General features: G+C 68.3%; 14 protein-coding genes. 6 read left to right on the top strand and 8 right to left on the bottom strand.

All coding sequences use genetic code 11. From position 1 onward, the window contains the following. Positions 1 to 66 precede the first annotated feature (66 nt). The 4 genes from ACZ5EF_RS18525 to dctP form a co-directional block, all read right to left on the bottom strand. A complete protein-coding gene (locus tag ACZ5EF_RS18525; protein WP_346061093.1) occupies positions 67 to 1,011 on the bottom strand; it encodes an HNH endonuclease in 945 nt (314 codons plus the stop codon). Positions 1,012 to 1,150: 139 nt separating this feature from the next. Next, the gene (locus tag ACZ5EF_RS18520; protein ID WP_346061094.1) at positions 1,151 to 2,470 is read right to left on the bottom strand and encodes a TRAP transporter large permease; all 1,320 of its coding nucleotides are present in this window, start codon (positions 2,468 to 2,470) and stop codon (positions 1,151 to 1,153) included. Positions 2,471 to 2,559: 89 nt separating this feature from the next. Next, complete coding sequence (locus ACZ5EF_RS18515) at positions 2,560 to 3,105, bottom strand: TRAP transporter small permease subunit (RefSeq protein ID WP_346061095.1); 546 nt, start codon at positions 3,103 to 3,105, stop codon at positions 2,560 to 2,562. Further along, positions 3,098 to 4,117: a TRAP transporter substrate-binding protein DctP gene (dctP, locus tag ACZ5EF_RS18510; RefSeq protein ID WP_346061096.1), complete on the bottom strand. Its 1,020-nt coding sequence runs from the start codon at positions 4,115 to 4,117 to the stop codon at positions 3,098 to 3,100. The genes ACZ5EF_RS18515 and dctP overlap by 8 nt, the downstream gene beginning before the upstream one ends. Before the next feature lie 348 nt (positions 4,118 to 4,465). Between dctP and ACZ5EF_RS18505 the strand changes: the two genes are divergently transcribed. The 3 genes from ACZ5EF_RS18505 (at position 4,466) to ACZ5EF_RS18495 (ending at position 6,964) form a co-directional block, all read left to right on the top strand. Further along, positions 4,466 to 5,719: an NAD(P)/FAD-dependent oxidoreductase gene (locus ACZ5EF_RS18505; protein WP_346061097.1), complete on the top strand. Its 1,254-nt coding sequence runs from the start codon at positions 4,466 to 4,468 to the stop codon at positions 5,717 to 5,719. 70 nt (positions 5,720 to 5,789) lie between these two features. Then, on the top strand, positions 5,790 to 6,071 hold the full coding sequence (locus ACZ5EF_RS18500) for a DUF2218 domain-containing protein (RefSeq protein WP_346061098.1): 282 nt from the start codon (positions 5,790 to 5,792) through the stop codon (positions 6,069 to 6,071). Continuing rightward, positions 6,059 to 6,964 carry an EamA family transporter gene (locus ACZ5EF_RS18495; RefSeq protein ID WP_346061099.1) on the top strand — a complete coding sequence of 302 codons (906 nt, stop codon included), beginning with the start codon at positions 6,059 to 6,061 and terminating at the stop codon, positions 6,962 to 6,964. Before ACZ5EF_RS18500 ends, ACZ5EF_RS18495 begins: the two co-directional genes overlap by 13 nt. On the opposite strand, the gene ACZ5EF_RS18490 is transcribed toward ACZ5EF_RS18495, so the two are convergent. Then, entirely contained in the window at positions 6,961 to 8,898 is a 1,938-nt protein-coding gene (locus tag ACZ5EF_RS18490; protein WP_346061100.1) for a Clp1/GlmU family protein, read from the bottom strand. The genes ACZ5EF_RS18495 and ACZ5EF_RS18490 overlap by 4 nt on opposite strands. Positions 8,899 to 9,054: 156 nt before the next feature. On the opposite strand from ACZ5EF_RS18490, the gene ACZ5EF_RS18485 reads away from it, so the two are divergent. Then, entirely contained in the window at positions 9,055 to 9,948 is an 894-nt protein-coding gene (locus ACZ5EF_RS18485; protein ID WP_346061101.1) for a DMT family transporter, read from the top strand. Here the strand turns inward: ACZ5EF_RS18485 and ACZ5EF_RS18480 are convergent. The 3 genes from ACZ5EF_RS18480 to ACZ5EF_RS18470 are packed head-to-tail and all read right to left on the bottom strand — an operon-like array spanning position 9,926 to position 12,853. Then, on the bottom strand, positions 9,926 to 10,675 hold the full coding sequence (locus tag ACZ5EF_RS18480; RefSeq protein ID WP_346061102.1) for an ABC transporter ATP-binding protein: 750 nt from the start codon (positions 10,673 to 10,675) through the stop codon (positions 9,926 to 9,928). The genes ACZ5EF_RS18485 and ACZ5EF_RS18480 overlap by 23 nt on opposite strands. Next, a complete protein-coding gene (locus ACZ5EF_RS18475) occupies positions 10,669 to 11,736 on the bottom strand; it encodes a FecCD family ABC transporter permease (RefSeq protein WP_346061103.1) in 1,068 nt (355 codons plus the stop codon). The genes ACZ5EF_RS18480 and ACZ5EF_RS18475 overlap by 7 nt, the downstream gene beginning before the upstream one ends. Beyond that, entirely contained in the window at positions 11,726 to 12,853 is a 1,128-nt protein-coding gene (locus tag ACZ5EF_RS18470) for an ABC transporter substrate-binding protein (RefSeq protein WP_346061142.1), read from the bottom strand. The genes ACZ5EF_RS18475 and ACZ5EF_RS18470 overlap by 11 nt, the downstream gene beginning before the upstream one ends. 231 nt (positions 12,854 to 13,084) lie before the next feature. On the opposite strand from ACZ5EF_RS18470, the gene dapB reads away from it, so the two are divergent. Both dapB and carA read left to right on the top strand, forming a co-directional pair. Further along, positions 13,085 to 13,894, top strand: a complete 810-nt coding sequence (gene dapB / locus ACZ5EF_RS18465; protein ID WP_346061104.1) for a 4-hydroxy-tetrahydrodipicolinate reductase — start codon at positions 13,085 to 13,087, stop codon at positions 13,892 to 13,894. 456 nt (positions 13,895 to 14,350) lie between these two features. Continuing rightward, entirely contained in the window at positions 14,351 to 15,496 is a 1,146-nt protein-coding gene (gene carA, locus ACZ5EF_RS18460; RefSeq protein ID WP_346061105.1) for a glutamine-hydrolyzing carbamoyl-phosphate synthase small subunit, read from the top strand. Positions 15,497 to 15,523: the final 27 nt, after the last annotated feature.

The raw sequence follows: 15,523 nt of genomic DNA, 5'->3' as shown, positions 1-15,523 counted from the left end.
GCATCACCTCCCCGAAGTCCCGCCAGCCCCCGGTATCCCCAGATACCGGGGGCTGGTCGTTTCGGCTCAGCGCCACAGGTGTTCCAGGCGCCAGGCCAGCGCCTCGCGGCAGGGCCGGAGGTCGGGATCCCGGGGCAGCACCAGGGGCCGGCCGTCCAGTTCGCAAAGCCAGCGGTTATCGGCGATCAGGCCGTCGATGCCGGGGCTGAGATGCCAGTGGAGATCCGGACCCGGGGCGATCAGGTGATTGTCCATGGCCCAGTGCAGGTTAGGCGTCAGGGCGATGCCGTTGACCGGTCGATCGTCCTGGCTCTCGGCGAAGGGGATCAGGTGGGCCGCCTCCACCAGGTAGCGATAGTCCGGGGTGATATGGCGCAGGCGGCTCGCCGCACAGCGGTAATCGTAGGCCTCCAGGACCAGCGAGCGAAAGGCGGCGGAGCGGGCATATTTCTGGCTTTCTTCTTTCACACTGCCTTTCAGCTGCTCGGGATGCCGCTCATAGTTGCCGCTCTCCAGTGCCGTGGTCAGGTAGGTGTGCAGTGCCTCGTAAGCTTTTGGGTCGGCGGAGAAGTAGCGAGACACCAGCAGGGCGCAAGCCTCGCGCGAGGCATGTTCATCCCGGAGGGCCTCGAAGAGTGTTTCGTCCAGTCGGGCGATGGTAAAGCGTTTCCGAAGCTGCCCGAAGGACTTAGGCTGGCCTAGCTGTGCCTCCAGGGCGCTCAGGTTTTCCGTGAACTCCGGCGACCAGAGGGGGCCGGATGGGCCCCGATCATTTCTCAGGTGCCAGAGGGGGAGCTGGGGGTTGGCGGCCGACCTGTTCTCGGTGGCTGCTTCATAAAGGTCGTGATAGCGGGCGATCAGCCGGCCATCGATGGCGACCCGGGGCGAGGTGATATGCCCCGCCTGGATCTCGCAGATGATCGCCAGCAAGAGGCAGGGCTTGTTGGGGGCCGGCATTCCCTTGTTGTGTCCGACCCTGAGCCTGCCCAGGCACTCCAGGGATGCATTCACGTCGTTTTCCTTTATCGGCTTTTGCGAATTCAGGCCCAGCCTAGCATGGCGGTCCTTGGGTGGCCCCGAACAGACAAAAAAGCCCCCTCCGAGGAGGGGGCGGAAAGCGCAGCAGCTTGTGCCGGGCGGCGTGGCGGGGCTAGAAGAGCAGCTCCGGCAGCCACAGGGCGATGCTCGGGAAGAGGATGATCAGCGCCAGACCGAGGATCTGCAGGCCCACGAAGGGCAGGGCCGAGCGATAGATATCGGTAATGGTGATCGACTTGGGCGCCACCGAGCGCATGTAGAAGAGGTTGTAGCCGAAGGGTGGCGTCAGGTAGGCGGACTGCATGCTGAGGATAAACAGCACCGCGAACCAGGTGGTGTCGAAGCCCAGTTCCCGCACGATGGGCACATAGAGGGGGATGGTGATAAAGAGGATGGCGAAGTCATCCAGGAACATCCCCAGCACGAAGAAGCTCAGCACCATGACGATGATCACCGTATAGGGCGACAGGGCGAAGTCCTCGATGATCTCGCTGAGGATCATCCCGGCGCCCAGGCCCATGTAGATGCGGCTGAAGAAGACCGCGGCGATGGCGATCCACAGCAGCATGCCGGTGATCTTGGTGGTATTGAGCATCACATAGCGCAGCAGCCCCCAGTTGAGCTTGCCGCGCAGGCCGGCGATCAGCAGGGCGCCACCGGCACCCACGGCGGAGGCCTCGGAGGGGGAGGTGACGCCGCCGATGATGCAGCCCAGCACGGCGAAGACCAGCAGGCCTGGGGCGATCACATGGCGCAGCGACTTGAGCTTCTCCAGGGGCGTGAAGCGCTCTTCCTCCGGCGCCGCCGGGCCCAGTTCCGGATTGATCCGGCAGCGGATCAGGATATAGGCCATGTAGATGCCCGCCAGCATCAGGCCCGGCATCAGGCCGGCGGCGAACAGCTTGCCCACCGATTCCCGGGCCAGGAAGGCATAGACGATCATCAGCACGCTGGGCGGAATCAGAAAGCCCAGGGCGCCGCCGGCCATGATGGTGCCGGTGACCAGGCGCTTGTGGTAGCCGCGCTTGAGCATGGCGGGCAGGGCGATGATGCCCAGGCTGACGGTGGCGGCGCCGGAGACGCCGGCCATGGCGGCGATCAGCGCGCAGATCAGCACCGTGCCCACGCCCAGGCCGCCGGGCAGGCTACCCATCAGCTTGTGGATCATCTCGAAGAGATCATCGGTGATGCCCGAGCGCTCCAGCACCAGGCCCATGAAGATAAACAGCGGCAGTGAGACCAGCAGGAAGTTGTCCATGGCGCTGAAGGCCGAAGCCAGCAGCAGGTCCAGGCCGCCGGGCCCGAACATCAGGTAGGCACTGCCCATGCCGGAGATCATCAGCGCCCATGCCAGGGGGGCGCCGATCGCCATCAGGACCAGCATGGAGAAGAACATGATGGCGGTAATCGTTAGGGGCTCGAAGCCAGCCATAGGAAAGCCCTTTGCAAGACGGGCCCGGTTGGGGCCGTCGAATATGTTTCTATCCCTGTCGCGATGCGGGAGTCTCGACGAATCCGGCCTCAGGCCGTTTCGTCGGTCGCGTCATCCCGGGGATCTTCGTAACGCACCCCGGCCACACGCAGCACCGCGCGCACCAGTTCGGCCAGGCACTGCAGGATCAGCAGGCCCACGGCCAGTGGAATGGTGGCTTTGATCGGCCAGAGGGGCGGACGCCAGACGCTGCGGTTGGAGAATTCGCCGATGCTCCAGGAGTGGTAGGCGAAGTCCAGCGCCATGCGGAAGAAGATCGCCAGCACCAGGATGCCCAGGGCGAAGACCACCAGGTCGCAGAAGGCCTGGGCGCGATACGGAAGCATGCCGTAGATGACGTCGCTGCGGACGTGACCGTGGTGACGGAGGGTGTAGCTGCCCGCCAGGATACTCAGCGCCCCGAAGAACATGGTCGATAGCTCATGCCCCCAGATGGTGGGGGCATTGAGGATATAGCGCGCCACGACTTCGTAGAGCAGTACGCCGATGATGCCCAGCGTCAGCCAGGAAGTGGCCCTTCCGACCCAGTCGGAAAGGCCATCCTGCACCCTCAGATAGCGGGTGACTTTACTCACTCAAACGTCCTTGCTCGATGGCGTTGTTGATCAGGATCTCGATGGCCTGGGCGTGACGCTCGCCCTTCTCGGCTTCGGCTTCCCAGATCGGCAGGGCGGCTTCGGCCAGGCGGTTGGAGTCTTCCTGCGGCAGCACGGCGAATTCGAACAGCTCACCTTCGTCGATGAGGCGCTGGTTGCCCTCTTCCAGCCACTCATGCACGTCCAGCAGGTACTGGTCGATGGCGTCGGTGAGGATCTGCTGCTGCTCCTCGTCGAGGCGCTCCCAGGTGTTGGGGTTGATCAGGGCGTTCTCGGTCCAGCCCGGGTTGAGCAGGTTGAGGTCGGTGTAGTGGCCGGTCACCTCGTGCAGCTTGAGCTGCTCGTATTCCACCGGGCCGCCATAGACGGCGCCGTCGATCACCCCGGTGGAGAGGGCCACGTAGAGCTCCTGGCCGGGCAGGAAGACGGTGGGAATATCGAAGGGTTCCAGCACCGCGGCGATAGAGCTGGTGGCACGGATGCGCATGGACTGCAGGTCTTCCAGGCTGGTCACCGGCTCGCGGGTCACCAGGCCATAGTCGCTGCCGAAGCCGCGGCCGATCAGCTTGACGCCGCGTTCCTCGTAGGCGGCGGCGACCAGCTCGTCCAGGCCCTGGTTCTCGAAGATATCGCGGGCCTCTTCGGCGCTGACCCAGGCCCCCGGCAGACCGCCCTCGATGGTGCCGATGCTCACTGCGCCCGGCCAGTAGCTGCCCACGCCGTGGGCGATATCGATGGTGCCGCGGGAGACCGCATCGACGAACTGGTCGCTGTCGACGAGCTCGCCGGCGCGGAAGAACTGGATGCGGATGGAGCCGTCGCTGGCCTCATTGACCCGGTCGCGCAGGTCGCGGGCGATGTCGTCGACCTCGGTGCCGTAGAAGGTGTGCATGCGCAGGCGCACGGTGTCAGCATAGACGGCGTGGCTGGCGACGATGGAGGCGGCCAGGGAGGTGGCCAGGGCGCCTTTGAGGAAAGTGGAGAGCTTCATGGGACCTCGTTGCGATGCAGTTTAGAAGTTATAGGTTGTCATCGATGGCCGGCCGGGGACCGGCCTGTCAGACTGCGCTTTGAGTAAATCACACAGGTGATGAATATTCCATACGCATCCCTTCAACGTTAGGATAATGTCTACAATTTTATTGTTTATAGCCTGCCTGGATTTTTATCAAAATATTCGTCGGCTTGCGCCGATGCGACCCGGCCGCCGGGGAAGTCATTGCCCGTCGCTGGGTGGCTGTCTAGAGTGTATCCATCGCGTCGCTCTGGTCCGGCGCACGCCTTTTTTCAGGCTCGTGGTTTCTCTTCCACGGGCCCCTGCTAGCAAGGAACCGCAGGCATGACTCGCGAGACCCTGGTCCTGGGTGCCGGCATGGTCGGCACCTCCATCGCTTACCACCTCGCCCAGCGGGGGCGCTCGGTCACCCTGGTGGATCGCCGTGCGCCGGGGGAGGAGACCTCCTTCGGCAACGCCGGGATCATCCAGCGCGAGGCGGTGTTTCCCCATGCCTTCCCCCGCGACCTGGGCACCCTGCTGCGGGTGTTGCCCAACCGCAGCATCGATATTCGCTATCGCCTCAAGGGCATGGCCGCCGCCGCCGGGCCGCTTTTCCAGTACTGGCGCCGCTCGGCCCCGGCCAGCTACCGGCGGATCGTGCCGGAGTACGCCTCCCTGATCATGCGCTCCACCGAGGAGCATCAGCGGCTGATCGAGGCCGCCGGGGCCGAGGCGCTGATCAGCAAGAAGGGCTGGTTCGATGCCTTCCGCAGCCAGAAGCACCTGGAGGCCTTCGCCGGCGAAGCCGAAGAGGCCGCCCGGCGTTTCGGCGTCGGCTACCGCACCCTGACCCCCGCCGAGCTCAAGGCCCAGGAGCCCCACCTGGCCGCCGAGGCCTTCGTCGGTGCCATCGAGTGGACCAACAGCTGGACGGTGCTCGATCCCGGCGGCCTGGTGCGGGCCTATGCCGGGGCGTTTGAAGCCGCTGGCGGACGTTTCCAGCGGGGCGAGGTGCGCCAGGTGGTGAAGACCGCCAGCGGCTGGCGCCTGGATTTCGCCGACGGCAGCCTGGAGGCTCAGGAGCTGGTCCTGGCGGCGGGGCCCTGGAGCGGTGACTGGCTTCGGCAGCTCGGTTATCGCCTGCCGCTCTTCCCCAAGCGCGGCTATCACATGCACTACGCCGGCGAGGGCGAGGCGCGACTCCATCACTGGTTGATGGACTTCGACGCCGGCTACCTGCTGGCGCCGATGCGCGCCGGGGTGCGCCTCACCACCGGCGCCGAGCTGACCACCCGGGACGCCCCGGCGCGCCACGAGCAGCTGGCGGCGGCGGAGAAGGTGGCCCGCCGGCTCTTCCCCCTGGGGCCCCGCCAGGACGCCGCTCCCTGGGTGGGCAACCGGCCCTGCATGCCCGACATGAAGCCGGTGATCGGGGAGGCGCCGCGCCACAAGGGGCTCTGGTTCGCCTTCGGCCATGGGCATCAGGGCTTTACCCTGGGGCCCATCACCGGGCGCCTGGTGGGCGAGATGATGGATGGCGAGGAGACCGCGGTGCCCATGGCGCCCTTCCGGGCCGAGCGCTTCGCCGGGGTCTGAACGCCGGGGTGGCGTCCCGGCTGGTCGCGTCTTAGTCTAGAGGCGTTGATTTCACCGCCAGGAGGCCGCCATGCCCATTTCCCGCGCCGTGATCGCCACCGACTCCGGGGCCCGCTTGATCAACCGCCTGTGCAAGCACTGGGCGCATAAGCTCGAGGTGGAACAGGAGGAGAGCCAGGGGCGGGTCGCCTTCGACGAGGGCGCCTGCCTGATGCGCGCCGATGGCGAGGCCCTGACGGTGGCCATCGAGGCCCTGGACGAAGCGGCGCTGGATCGCCTGGAGGGGGTGGTGGCCAGCCATCTCGAGCGCATGGCCGGCAAGGAGCCGCTGGATATCGTTTGGGAGAACTGAGTCGCGCCCATCTGGGCATGGCGTGCTGGGCCCTGCTGGTGGGGCTCTCCTTCCCGGTGGTGGGGCTGCTCGATACGCTGCCGCCCCTGCTGCTGACCGCCTTGCGTTTCGTTGTCGCCTGCGCCGGCCTGATCTGGCTGGCGCGCGGTGAGGCGGCCTTCCTGCCCCGCGGCGTTCAATGGGGGCTCTATGGCCTGCTGGGCGCCTGCCTGGCGGGCTTCTTCGGCGCCATGTTCTGGGCCGCCCATCACACCACGGCCCTGGCCATGGCCACCCTCTTCGTCAGCGTGCCCCTGCTGGCCTACCTGATCGGCCTGCTGTTGCGGGTGGAGCGCCTGGGCTGGCGGCTGCCCGCCATCCTGGCCCTGGGAGCGCTGGGCGCCCTGGGGCTGGCCCTCGCCGAGGCCCGGGGCCCGACCCCGGGGCTGGCCTTCGGTCGCGGCGAGGCGGTCTTCTTCCTGGGCTGTGTCGCCTCGGCCTGCTATCCGGTGCTCAGCAAGTGGGGGTTGTCGCGGGGCCGGCTCCCCGAGTCGGCGGTGGTGCGTACCTTCTGGAGCCTGGCCTGCGGCGCCCTGCTGGTGGGGGCGCTGGGGCTGGTGCTGGAGTCGCCGGCGCGCCTCATCGGCCTGGGCTGGCGGGATGCCCTGCTGATCGTCTACCTGGGGCTGGGCTCCAGCGCCCTGACCTTCTGGCTGCTGCAGCGGGCCACCGCCCTGCTTGGCCCCGCGACCGTGACCGCCTATGGCTATCTGGTGCCCTTCGTCTCCATGCTGCTGCTCTTCGTGCAGATGCCGTCGCGTATCGACTGGACCTGGCTGCCCGGCAGCCTGCTGGTGCTGCTGGCCATGGGGCTCTTGCTGCGCCAGGGGCGTGCGTCCTCGGTGATCGGTTAAGGGGGACCTTCCTGGAGGTGGGAGCCGGGGAGCAGCAGGCGGGGAAAGCGGCCGCGGACCTCGGTCAGCAGGGGGCGAGGGTCTCCCGCGTGGCGGCGGGAGAAGTGGAAGGGCGCCAGCCACTCGACCCGGGCCGTGGCGGCGATCTCGCCGCAGGCCCTGGCGGTCAGGTGCCCGGTGCGGGCGGCCTGCTCGGCCTCGCGGTCGAGGAAGGGGGCCTCGCAGAACAGCACCCGGGCGCCCCGGGCCAGGCGAGTCAGGCGGCGGCGGTTTTCGGCGGTGTCGCCCAGGTCGGTGGCATAGACCAGGCGCTGCCCGGGCAGGGTCAGCAGCAGGGTCTCGGCCAGGCGTGCCGCCGGCAGGGTCCGCCCATCGGGGAGCAGGATAGGCGCCTCGCCCTCCCCGGCGAGCATCCGTCGCTTGAGCTCGCCGAGCCAGGGCCCCGGCGACCAGCCCAGGGCGGCGAGTCGTGCCGGGCGCACCCTGGTCCTGGCGGCGGCCTCGTAGGCGAAGGCCAGCACCGGGGTGCCGTGGTCCAGGGTCGTCGCCCTGACCCGGAAGGCAGGCTCGTCGTGCAGCAGGCCGTCCGGCGCCGGGCGTGACGGCAGGGGGTGCGGCCGGGGGGCGCCGGCCACCAGGGCGTGGCGCCGCAGGCGGTCACCATGCAACTCCAGGACCTCGAAGCGGGGGGCCTTGTCGCCGACCCGGTCCCAGAGGATGCCCCGCATCAGGCCGGCGAGATGCTCACACAGGCCGGGTGGGCCGAAGATCCGGCAGGGCGGGAAATCGCCGATCCGTGAGCGCAGCAACCACAGGAAGCCGCCGATATGGTCGAAGTGGGCATGGCTGATAAAGACATCGCTCACCCGGTGGGCCAGGCGCGCCGGTAGCCGCCCGGGATCGCCGAGGTCGAAGAGCAGGCTGCGCCGTTGCTGGCTGAGCCGCAGGTGCAGCAAGGGGTCGCCGAAGACGCCGTTGACCAGGGTCGCGGTGACCGTCTCCAGGCGCACCCGGGGACCGGGAGCATCGCCGGGGACCGGTGCCCTGGCCGGCTTGGCGACGGGCGCCGGTGTCAGGGGGCGGGCGCTGCCCAGGTAGCCGTCGCGACGGCGTCGGGCATCGCGAATCATCAGGCCGGCGATCGGTCGTGGCGTGGGCGGTGCCCGGAGTCGCAGGCGTTGACCCTCCAGGTTCAGCGCCTCGCCCAGGGCCAGGGTCGTGCCCCGGCGATCCAGCAGGCCCAGTTGGCGGCCCTGCCAGGCCTCGGGGGCCGTCTCGGGGGGTGGGGTGCCGATCCGTGCAAGCCGGCCGAGGTCGAGGTCCCGCACCTCGCTGCCTTCCAGGTAGGCATCCCAGGCCGCGCTGCGCCACTCGCGGCGCCTCTGCCGCCCCGGGGGGCGGGCCTCCGGGGCGGGGGCCAGGTAGAGTCGCTCGAGGCCCAGGGCGCGACACTCCTCGGCCAGTGGTGGGGGGCGGTCGGTGGCAACCAGGATCACCAGGGCGTCGGCCGCGCAGGCCCGGGCCAGGGCCATCAGTAGCTCGGCGCCGGCCACACCGCGCACCACCCCAGGGGTGTCCACCAGCAGGGGGCCCGAGGGCGCCTCGTCGGCCAACTGACGCGCCGCCTCGATCAGGGGCAGGCGAAAGCGGGCGGCGTTAAGGGACGCCAGTGCCGCCAGGGTCTCCAGCCGCCAGTCATCCGCCTCCCAGTGCCCCAGGCTCAGGGTGCCGGGCGGGCCGAAGCCGGGCTGCCCCGGGTCGGCGCTCAGGCAGTGGCAACTCAGGCCCTCGAGAGCCAGGCGGCCGGCGGCCGCCCGCGCCAGGGTCGTCTTGCCGCTGCCCGGGGCGCCACACAGCAGCACACGCCGTCGGCGGCGCAGCAGGGCCACCAGGGGGTGCTCCGAGGGCAGGGGGACGGCGTCGGTCGGTGGCATGGGGCCTCCGGGGCGGTCGTGACGAGGGGCTGCTTGGGTTCAGTGTGGGCGATCCCGGGCATGGCGTCTGGCGGAGGGCTGCTATACTGGCGCGCCTTTTCCGGGCCTGGGAATCCCGGGTTCTCTCTTTCCACTCCGCCAAGGATGCAAGGTCGCATGGAAAACAGCGCGGATCGGCCGCTGGCCGGTATTACGCTCAGGCTGCTGTCGGGGATTCTCTTCACGGCGATGATGGTGTGCGTCAAGGCGGTGAGTACGGCGGCCCCGCTGGGACAGACCGTGTTCTTTCGCTCGGCCTTCGCGCTGCTGCCCATCGTGCTATTTCTGGCCTGGCGGCGGGAGTTTCCCGCCGGCTTGGCCACCCGGCGGCCGGGGGGACACTTGCTGCGCTCGGGCCTCGGCGCGGCGGCGATGTTCGCCTCCTTCGCGGCGCTGGCGCTCCTGCCGGTGGCCGAGGCGACGCTGCTGGCGCAGTTGACCCCGGTAATGATGGCGCTGGGTGGCGTCCTGCTGCTGGGCGAACGGCTCACGGCGCATCGCGCCGGGGCCCTGCTGCTGGCGCTGACCGGGGTCGCCGTGCTGGCGCTGCCCGCCCTCGGGGCCGGCGAGGCCTCGGCGATGGGCTATGCGCTGGGGGTGCTCTCGGCGTTGCTCTCGGCGGGGGCGCTGCTGACGGTGCGGCGCATCTCGCGCACGGAGACGGCGGGGGCGATCGCCTTCTACTTTATCCTGGTCTCGGCGCTGGCGGGGCTGGCCACCTGGCCCCTGGGCTGGGCCGCACTCACCGGGCCGGAGCTGGGACTGCTGGTGCTCTCGGGGTTGTTCGGCGGGGCGGCGCATATCTGCATGACTTTGGCGCTGCGCTATGCGGAGGCCTCGCGGCTGGCGCCCTTCGAGTACCTGGCCCTGATCTGGCCGGTGCTGGCCGACCTGGCGATCTTCGGGCTGGCGCCCTCCTCGGGCTTCCTGCTGGCCCTGCCCCTGGTGCTGGCCGGGGCGGGTCTGGCGGCGCTCGAGGGGCGGAGGGTCAGATGGCCTCTTCGACGATAAGCTGGGGCCAGCCCTTCGAGCAGGCCTCGATGCGCGACTCCACCCGATAGACCCGCCGCAGCAGCTCGGGGGTGACCACCTGCTCCGTGGGCCCGCAGGCGATCAGCCGGCCGCTCTCGAGCACCATCGCCTGATCGGTGAAGCGCAGGGCATGGCCCAGGTCATGGAGGGCCACCAGGATCAGCATCTTGCGCTCCCGGGCCAACCGTTTCAGCACCGTCAGCAGGCCGATCTGGCGGTTGAGGTCCAGCGCCGAGGTGGGTTCGTCGAGCATCAGGATCTCGGGTTCCTGCACCAGGGCCTGGGCGGCGCTGACCAATTGGCGCTGGCCACCGCTCAGGTCGCCGATGTCCCGCGCGCCGAGGGGCGCGATGCCCAGCTCCGCGAGGGCCTGGTCGACCCGGGTCAGGTCCTCGGCGTCGACCTTGAGCGCGCGACCCTGCATGCGTGCCAGCAGCACCGATTCGTAGACCGTCAGTACCGCCTGGGCGCCGGTGTCCTGGGGCATATAGGCCACGGGCCGCTCGGCGGTGGCGCCGTCGATCACGACTTCCCCCCCGCCCTTGAGCAGGCCGAGGATGCGGCGGAAGAGGGTGGACTTGCCCGCGGCATTGGGGCCGAGCAGGGCCACGACCTGGCCGCCCTCGAAGCTGGGGGTGGTGATTTCCGCCAGGATCTGGCGGCGGCCGTAGCCGGCCGAGAGGCGGTCGAGTCGCAGGGTTACCATGAGGCCTTCTTGTGGCTGAGGATGAGGAACAGGAAGAAGGGGATACCCACCAGGGAGGTGATGATGCCGATGGGGATGATGGTGCCGGGGATGATGATCTTCGACAGCACCGAGCCGACGGAGAGGATCAGGGCGCCACACAGCGCCGCGCCCGGCAGGAAGAAGCGCTGATCCTCGCCCAGCAGCAGGCGCGCGATATGTGGCCCGACCAGGCCGATGAAGCCGATGGTGCCGACGAAGGCCACGGCGATGGCCGCCAGCAGTGACACCAGTACCAGCACCTCGAGGCGCAAGGCGCGCGGCTTCACGCCCATGCTCTCGGCCTTGGCGTCGCCCAGGCGCATGGCGGTGAGCGCCCAGCCGTGGCGCGCGAGCAGCGGCAGCACGGCCGCCAGGACGCCGAGGGCGACCCATAGCTTGGGCCAGGTCGCCTTGGTCAGGCTGCCCATGGTCCAGAACACCACCGCGGCCACCGCCTGCTGGCTGGCGAAGAACTGGATCAGCGCCATCAGCGAGTTGAAGATAAACACCATGGCGATGCCCAGCAGCACGATGGTCTCGATCGTCACCCCGCGCTTCAGGCTCAATGCATGGATCAGGAAGGCGGTGAGCATGGCCATGACGAAGGCGTTGATCGGCACCACGTACTCGATGGCCGCGGGGATGATGGCTACGCCGAAGGCCAGCGCCAGGGCGGCGCCGAAACTGGCGCCGGCGGAGATGCCCAGGGTGAAGGGGCTGGCCAGCGGGTTGCTGAGGATGGTCTGCATCTGGGCGCCGGCCACCGACAGGCTGGCGCCGACCACCAGGGCCATCAGCGCCACCGGCATGCGGATCTCCCAGAGGATCACCCGGGCCTGCTGGCTGACGGCATCCGGGGTGAAGAGGGCGGCGACCACCTCCCCCAGGCCGAAGCGGGCGGGCCCCAGGGCGAGGTCGACACACAGGCTGAGGAACAGCGCCAGCACCAGGGCGGCGAGGATCAGCTGGCGCTTGAGCACCAGGGCGCGATAGAGGTCGCGCCCCTGGGGGGCATCGACGGTGGTCGTCTCAGTGGTCATGCAGCGACATCCAGTAGCCCGGTACATAGTCCACCGGCAGGAAGCGCTCGTGGAGTTCCTGCATAGTGGCCTCGGGGTCGAGGTCGGCGAACAGTTCCGGGTGGAACCACTTGGCCAGCTGCTGCACGGCCACGAAGTAGTAGGGGCTGTTGTAGAACTGGTGCCAGATGGCGTGGAAATCGTCGCTCTCCACGGCCGCGATGCCGGTCATGGCGGTGCGCTCGGTCAGCGCCTCGAGCTTGGCCCGGGCATTCTCCATGTCGGCCCCCGGGCCCACGCCGACCCAGTCGCCGCCGGGCACGTAGGCGTCCCAGTTGCCGCCGGTGACCACCACCTGCTCGGGGTCGGCGGCGAGGATCTGCTCCGGGTTCAGCGAGCCGAAGGTGTTGGGGATGATGCCATCGGCGATGTTGCTGCCGCCGGCAAGCTCCACGTACTCGCCGAAGTTGCCGGGACCGAAGCTCATGCAGCAATCCTCGGAATAGCCGCCGGCGCGGTCGATAAAGACCCTGGGGCGCTCGGGGTTGGCGTCGGCGATGACCTCGGTGACGCGGGCCATCTGGGCCTCGGAGAAGGCGATAAAGGCCTCGGCGTCTGCTTCCTCGCCCAGCAGTTGGCCCATCAGGCGCATGGACGGCAGGGTGTGCGCGAGCGGGTCCTCGCGGAAGTCCACGTAGACGATGGGGATGCCCAGCTCGGCGAGCTTGTCGTCATAGCCGGCGTCCTCGGTGGCCGTCCTGGCCTCCAGGTTCATCAGCACCACGTCCGGCTCCAGCGCGGCGGCCTGCTCCACGTCGAAGGTGCCGTCCTTGAAACCGCCGAAGGTGGGGATCTCTTCCAGCTCGGGAAAGCGCTCGGCGTAGACGGCATAGTTGTCCGGGTCGGCCTGGGAGAAGTCCTCCCGCCAGCCCACCACGCCAGCGAAGGGATCCTCGGGCTGCAGGGCGCCGAGCAGATAGATCTGGCGGCCCTCGCCCAGGATCATGCGCTCCACGGGGGCCTCGAGGGTGACTTCGCGGCCGGCGATGTCGGTCACGGTGATCTCGTCGGCCTGGGCGGTCACGCCGGTCAGCGCGAGGGCCGTGGCAAAGGCGGTCTTTAACAGCGGTTTAGGCATGTTCAGGTCTTCGTTGCTGGTGATGGCTGTCATGGGCTGGGTCGTGCCGCGATAAGCGCACCGCCTCGGCTGGGTTAAGAGGAAGACTCGCTAGCCGTGGCGTCTGGTTCTCATTCAGGGTCGCGTAGTATGGTCGAATCTCGCCATGCCGTCGAGCCGTCCCGGGGGAGTATCGAGCGGCGCTCTGCTATACTGCGGCCCTTTCCCAGTCGTCACTTTTCAGGAGTCCACATGACCCGTATCGCCATCGTCGGTGTCGCCGGCCGCATGGGCCGCACCCTGGTCAACGCCGTGCAGCAGGACCCCCAGGCCAGCCTGGCCGGGGGCAGCGTCGAGCCGGGCAGCTCCCTGGTGGGGGCCGACCTGGGCGAGCTGGCCGGTCTGGGCAAGCTGGGCGTCACCGCGGTGGACTCCCTGGAAGCCATCGTCGATGACTTCGATGTGCTGATCGACTTCACCGCGCCCCGGGTGACCCTGGGCAACCTGGCCTTCTGCGCCGAGCACGGCAAGCGCATCGTGATCGGCACCACCGGCCTGGATGACGACGAGCTGGCCGAGCTGGATGCCTATCGGGACCGGGTGCCCTTCGTCTTCGCCCCCAATATGAGCGTGGGCGTCAACCTGACCCTCAAGCTGCTGCAGACCGCCGCCAGGGCGCTGGGCGACGAGGGCTACGATATCGAGGTGGTGGAGGCGCACCATCGCCACAAGGTGGATGCCCCCTCCGGCACCGCCCTGAAGATGGGCGAGGTGGTGGCCGAGTCCCTGGGGCGCACCCTCAAGGAGCATGGCGTCTTCGAGCGGGTGGGGCAGTGCGGCCCGCGCAGCGACAAGGAGATCGGCTTCGCCACCGTCCGCGCCGGGGATATTGTCGGCGAGCACACCGTGATGTTCGCCACCGAGGGCGAGCGTATCGAGATCACCCACAAGGCGTCGAGCCGCATGACCTTCGCCAAGGGCGCGGTGCGGGCGGCCCGTTGGGTCGCGGAGCGTCCGGCCGGCCGCTACGATATGCAGGATGTGCTGGGCTTGGCGGATTAACAGCAAGGTAATACGGGTATACCAAAGCTGGAATAGCCAAGGGGCGCTGGGGGCAGGTCGGAGCAAAGCGTCTTTTTCATGGGCGAAAAAGTCGAGCGCCCAGGGACGGGTTCACAGCGTCTTTGCGGAGTGCCTGCCCCCAGGGTAGCCCCGGCCTCCGAGGAGAGGGCGTGTTAACTGCAATCGCTCTGCGATGAGGTAGACGGGGGTGGCGAGCCTGCGGCGAATCCTGTAATATTCCAAAAATTTTGGCCGGGCGCTGCGAGAATCTGTCCCGCAGAGGCGTGTCGAGGCGGCCCAAGGGCATAGAATAATGCTAAAAAGCGGGATGAAACCGGTCTTATCGGCTTTCGTCCCGCTTTTTTACGACTCGAATCAGGCGCCCACCAGCGATTACTTTGTCGGTTATCGAGACCGCCTCTCCGGCCGGTCTCACCAGCATGGGAGGAAGTTGCGTTGAACAGACCCGCGATATTGGCCTTGGAAGATGGTAGCGTTTTCCATGGGTCTGCCATCGGAGCCGATGGCCTGACCAGCGGTGAGGTGGTGTTCAATACGGCCATGACCGGCTACCAGGAAATCCTCACCGATCCCTCCTATTCCCGACAGATCGTCACCCTGACCTACCCCCATATCGGCAACACCGGCATCAATGCCGAGGACGTGGAGTCCGATGCCATCGCCGCCGCCGGCCTGGTGATCCGCGATCTGCCGCTGCTGGCCAGCAGCTTCCGCTGCGAGCAGTCCCTGGATGCCTACCTCAAGAGCCAGAACGTCCTGGGCATCGCCGATATCGACACCCGTCGCCTGACCCGCATCCTCCGCGACAAGGGCTCCCAGAACGGTGCCATCCTGGCCGGAGCCGACGCCGAGGGTGATGACGCCGTGGCCCGTGCCCTGGAGGCCGCCCGCGCCTTCCCGGGTCTCAAGGGCATGGACCTGGCCAAGGAAGTGACCTGCCAGCGCGCCTACGAGTGGAGCGAGGGCGAGTGGGCCCTGGGCGAGGGCTATGCCGATACCGCCCGGACCGAGCGCCCCTATCATGTGGTGGCCTACGATTACGGCGTCAAGCGCAATATCCTGCGCATGCTGGCCTCCCGTGGCTGCCGCCTCACCGTGGTGCCGGCCCAGACCCCGGCCGCCGAGGTGCTGGCCATGAACCCGGACGGCATCTTCCTCTCCAACGGCCCCGGTGACCCCGAGCCCTGCGATTACGCCATCGCCGCGATTCAGGAGATCCTCGAGACCGGGATCCCGGTGTTCGGCATCTGCCTGGGCCACCAGCTGCTGGCCCTGGCCAGCGGCGCCAATACCGTGAAGATGGGCCATGGCCACCATGGTGCCAACCACCCGGTGCAGGACCTCGACGGCGGCCAGGTGATGATCACCAGCCAGAACCACGGTTTCGCCGCCGACGAGGCGAGCCTGCCGGCCACCCTGCGCGCCACCCATCGTTCGCTGTTCGATGGCACCCTGCAGGGCATCGAGCGCACCGACCGCCCGGCCTTCGGCTTCCAGGGGCACCCGGAAGCCAGCCCCGGGCCGCGTGACGTGGCGCCGCTGTTCGACCGCTTTATCGAGATGATCAAGGCGCGCCGATAATCGCCCGACCGTTATCGAGATGAGCCG

It is taken from the genome of Bisbaumannia salifodinae (genome assembly GCF_055388505.1).
The sequence above is the reverse complement of the archived record's forward strand: the minus strand, read 5'-3'. Positions and strand labels throughout refer to the sequence as shown.

Coding starts and splice junctions, on each gene's coding strand:
- ACZ5EF_RS18505 (WP_346061097.1), top strand. CDS start 4,466: ATGACTCGCGAGACCCTGGTCCTGGGTGCCGGCATGGTCGGCACCTCC.
- ACZ5EF_RS18520 (WP_346061094.1), bottom strand. CDS start 2,470: ATGGCTGGCTTCGAGCCCCTAACGATTACCGCCATCATGTTCTTCTCC.
- ACZ5EF_RS18480 (WP_346061102.1), bottom strand. CDS start 10,675: ATGGTAACCCTGCGACTCGACCGCCTCTCGGCCGGCTACGGCCGCCGC.
- ACZ5EF_RS18500 (WP_346061098.1), top strand. CDS start 5,790: ATGCCCATTTCCCGCGCCGTGATCGCCACCGACTCCGGGGCCCGCTTG.
- ACZ5EF_RS18470 (WP_346061142.1), bottom strand. CDS start 12,853: ATGCCTAAACCGCTGTTAAAGACCGCCTTTGCCACGGCCCTCGCGCTG.
- dapB (WP_346061104.1), top strand. CDS start 13,085: ATGACCCGTATCGCCATCGTCGGTGTCGCCGGCCGCATGGGCCGCACC.
- ACZ5EF_RS18490 (WP_346061100.1), bottom strand. CDS start 8,898: ATGCCACCGACCGACGCCGTCCCCCTGCCCTCGGAGCACCCCCTGGTG.
- dctP (WP_346061096.1), bottom strand. CDS start 4,117: ATGAAGCTCTCCACTTTCCTCAAAGGCGCCCTGGCCACCTCCCTGGCC.
- ACZ5EF_RS18475 (WP_346061103.1), bottom strand. CDS start 11,736: ATGACCACTGAGACGACCACCGTCGATGCCCCCCAGGGGCGCGACCTC.
- ACZ5EF_RS18485 (WP_346061101.1), top strand. CDS start 9,055: ATGGAAAACAGCGCGGATCGGCCGCTGGCCGGTATTACGCTCAGGCTG.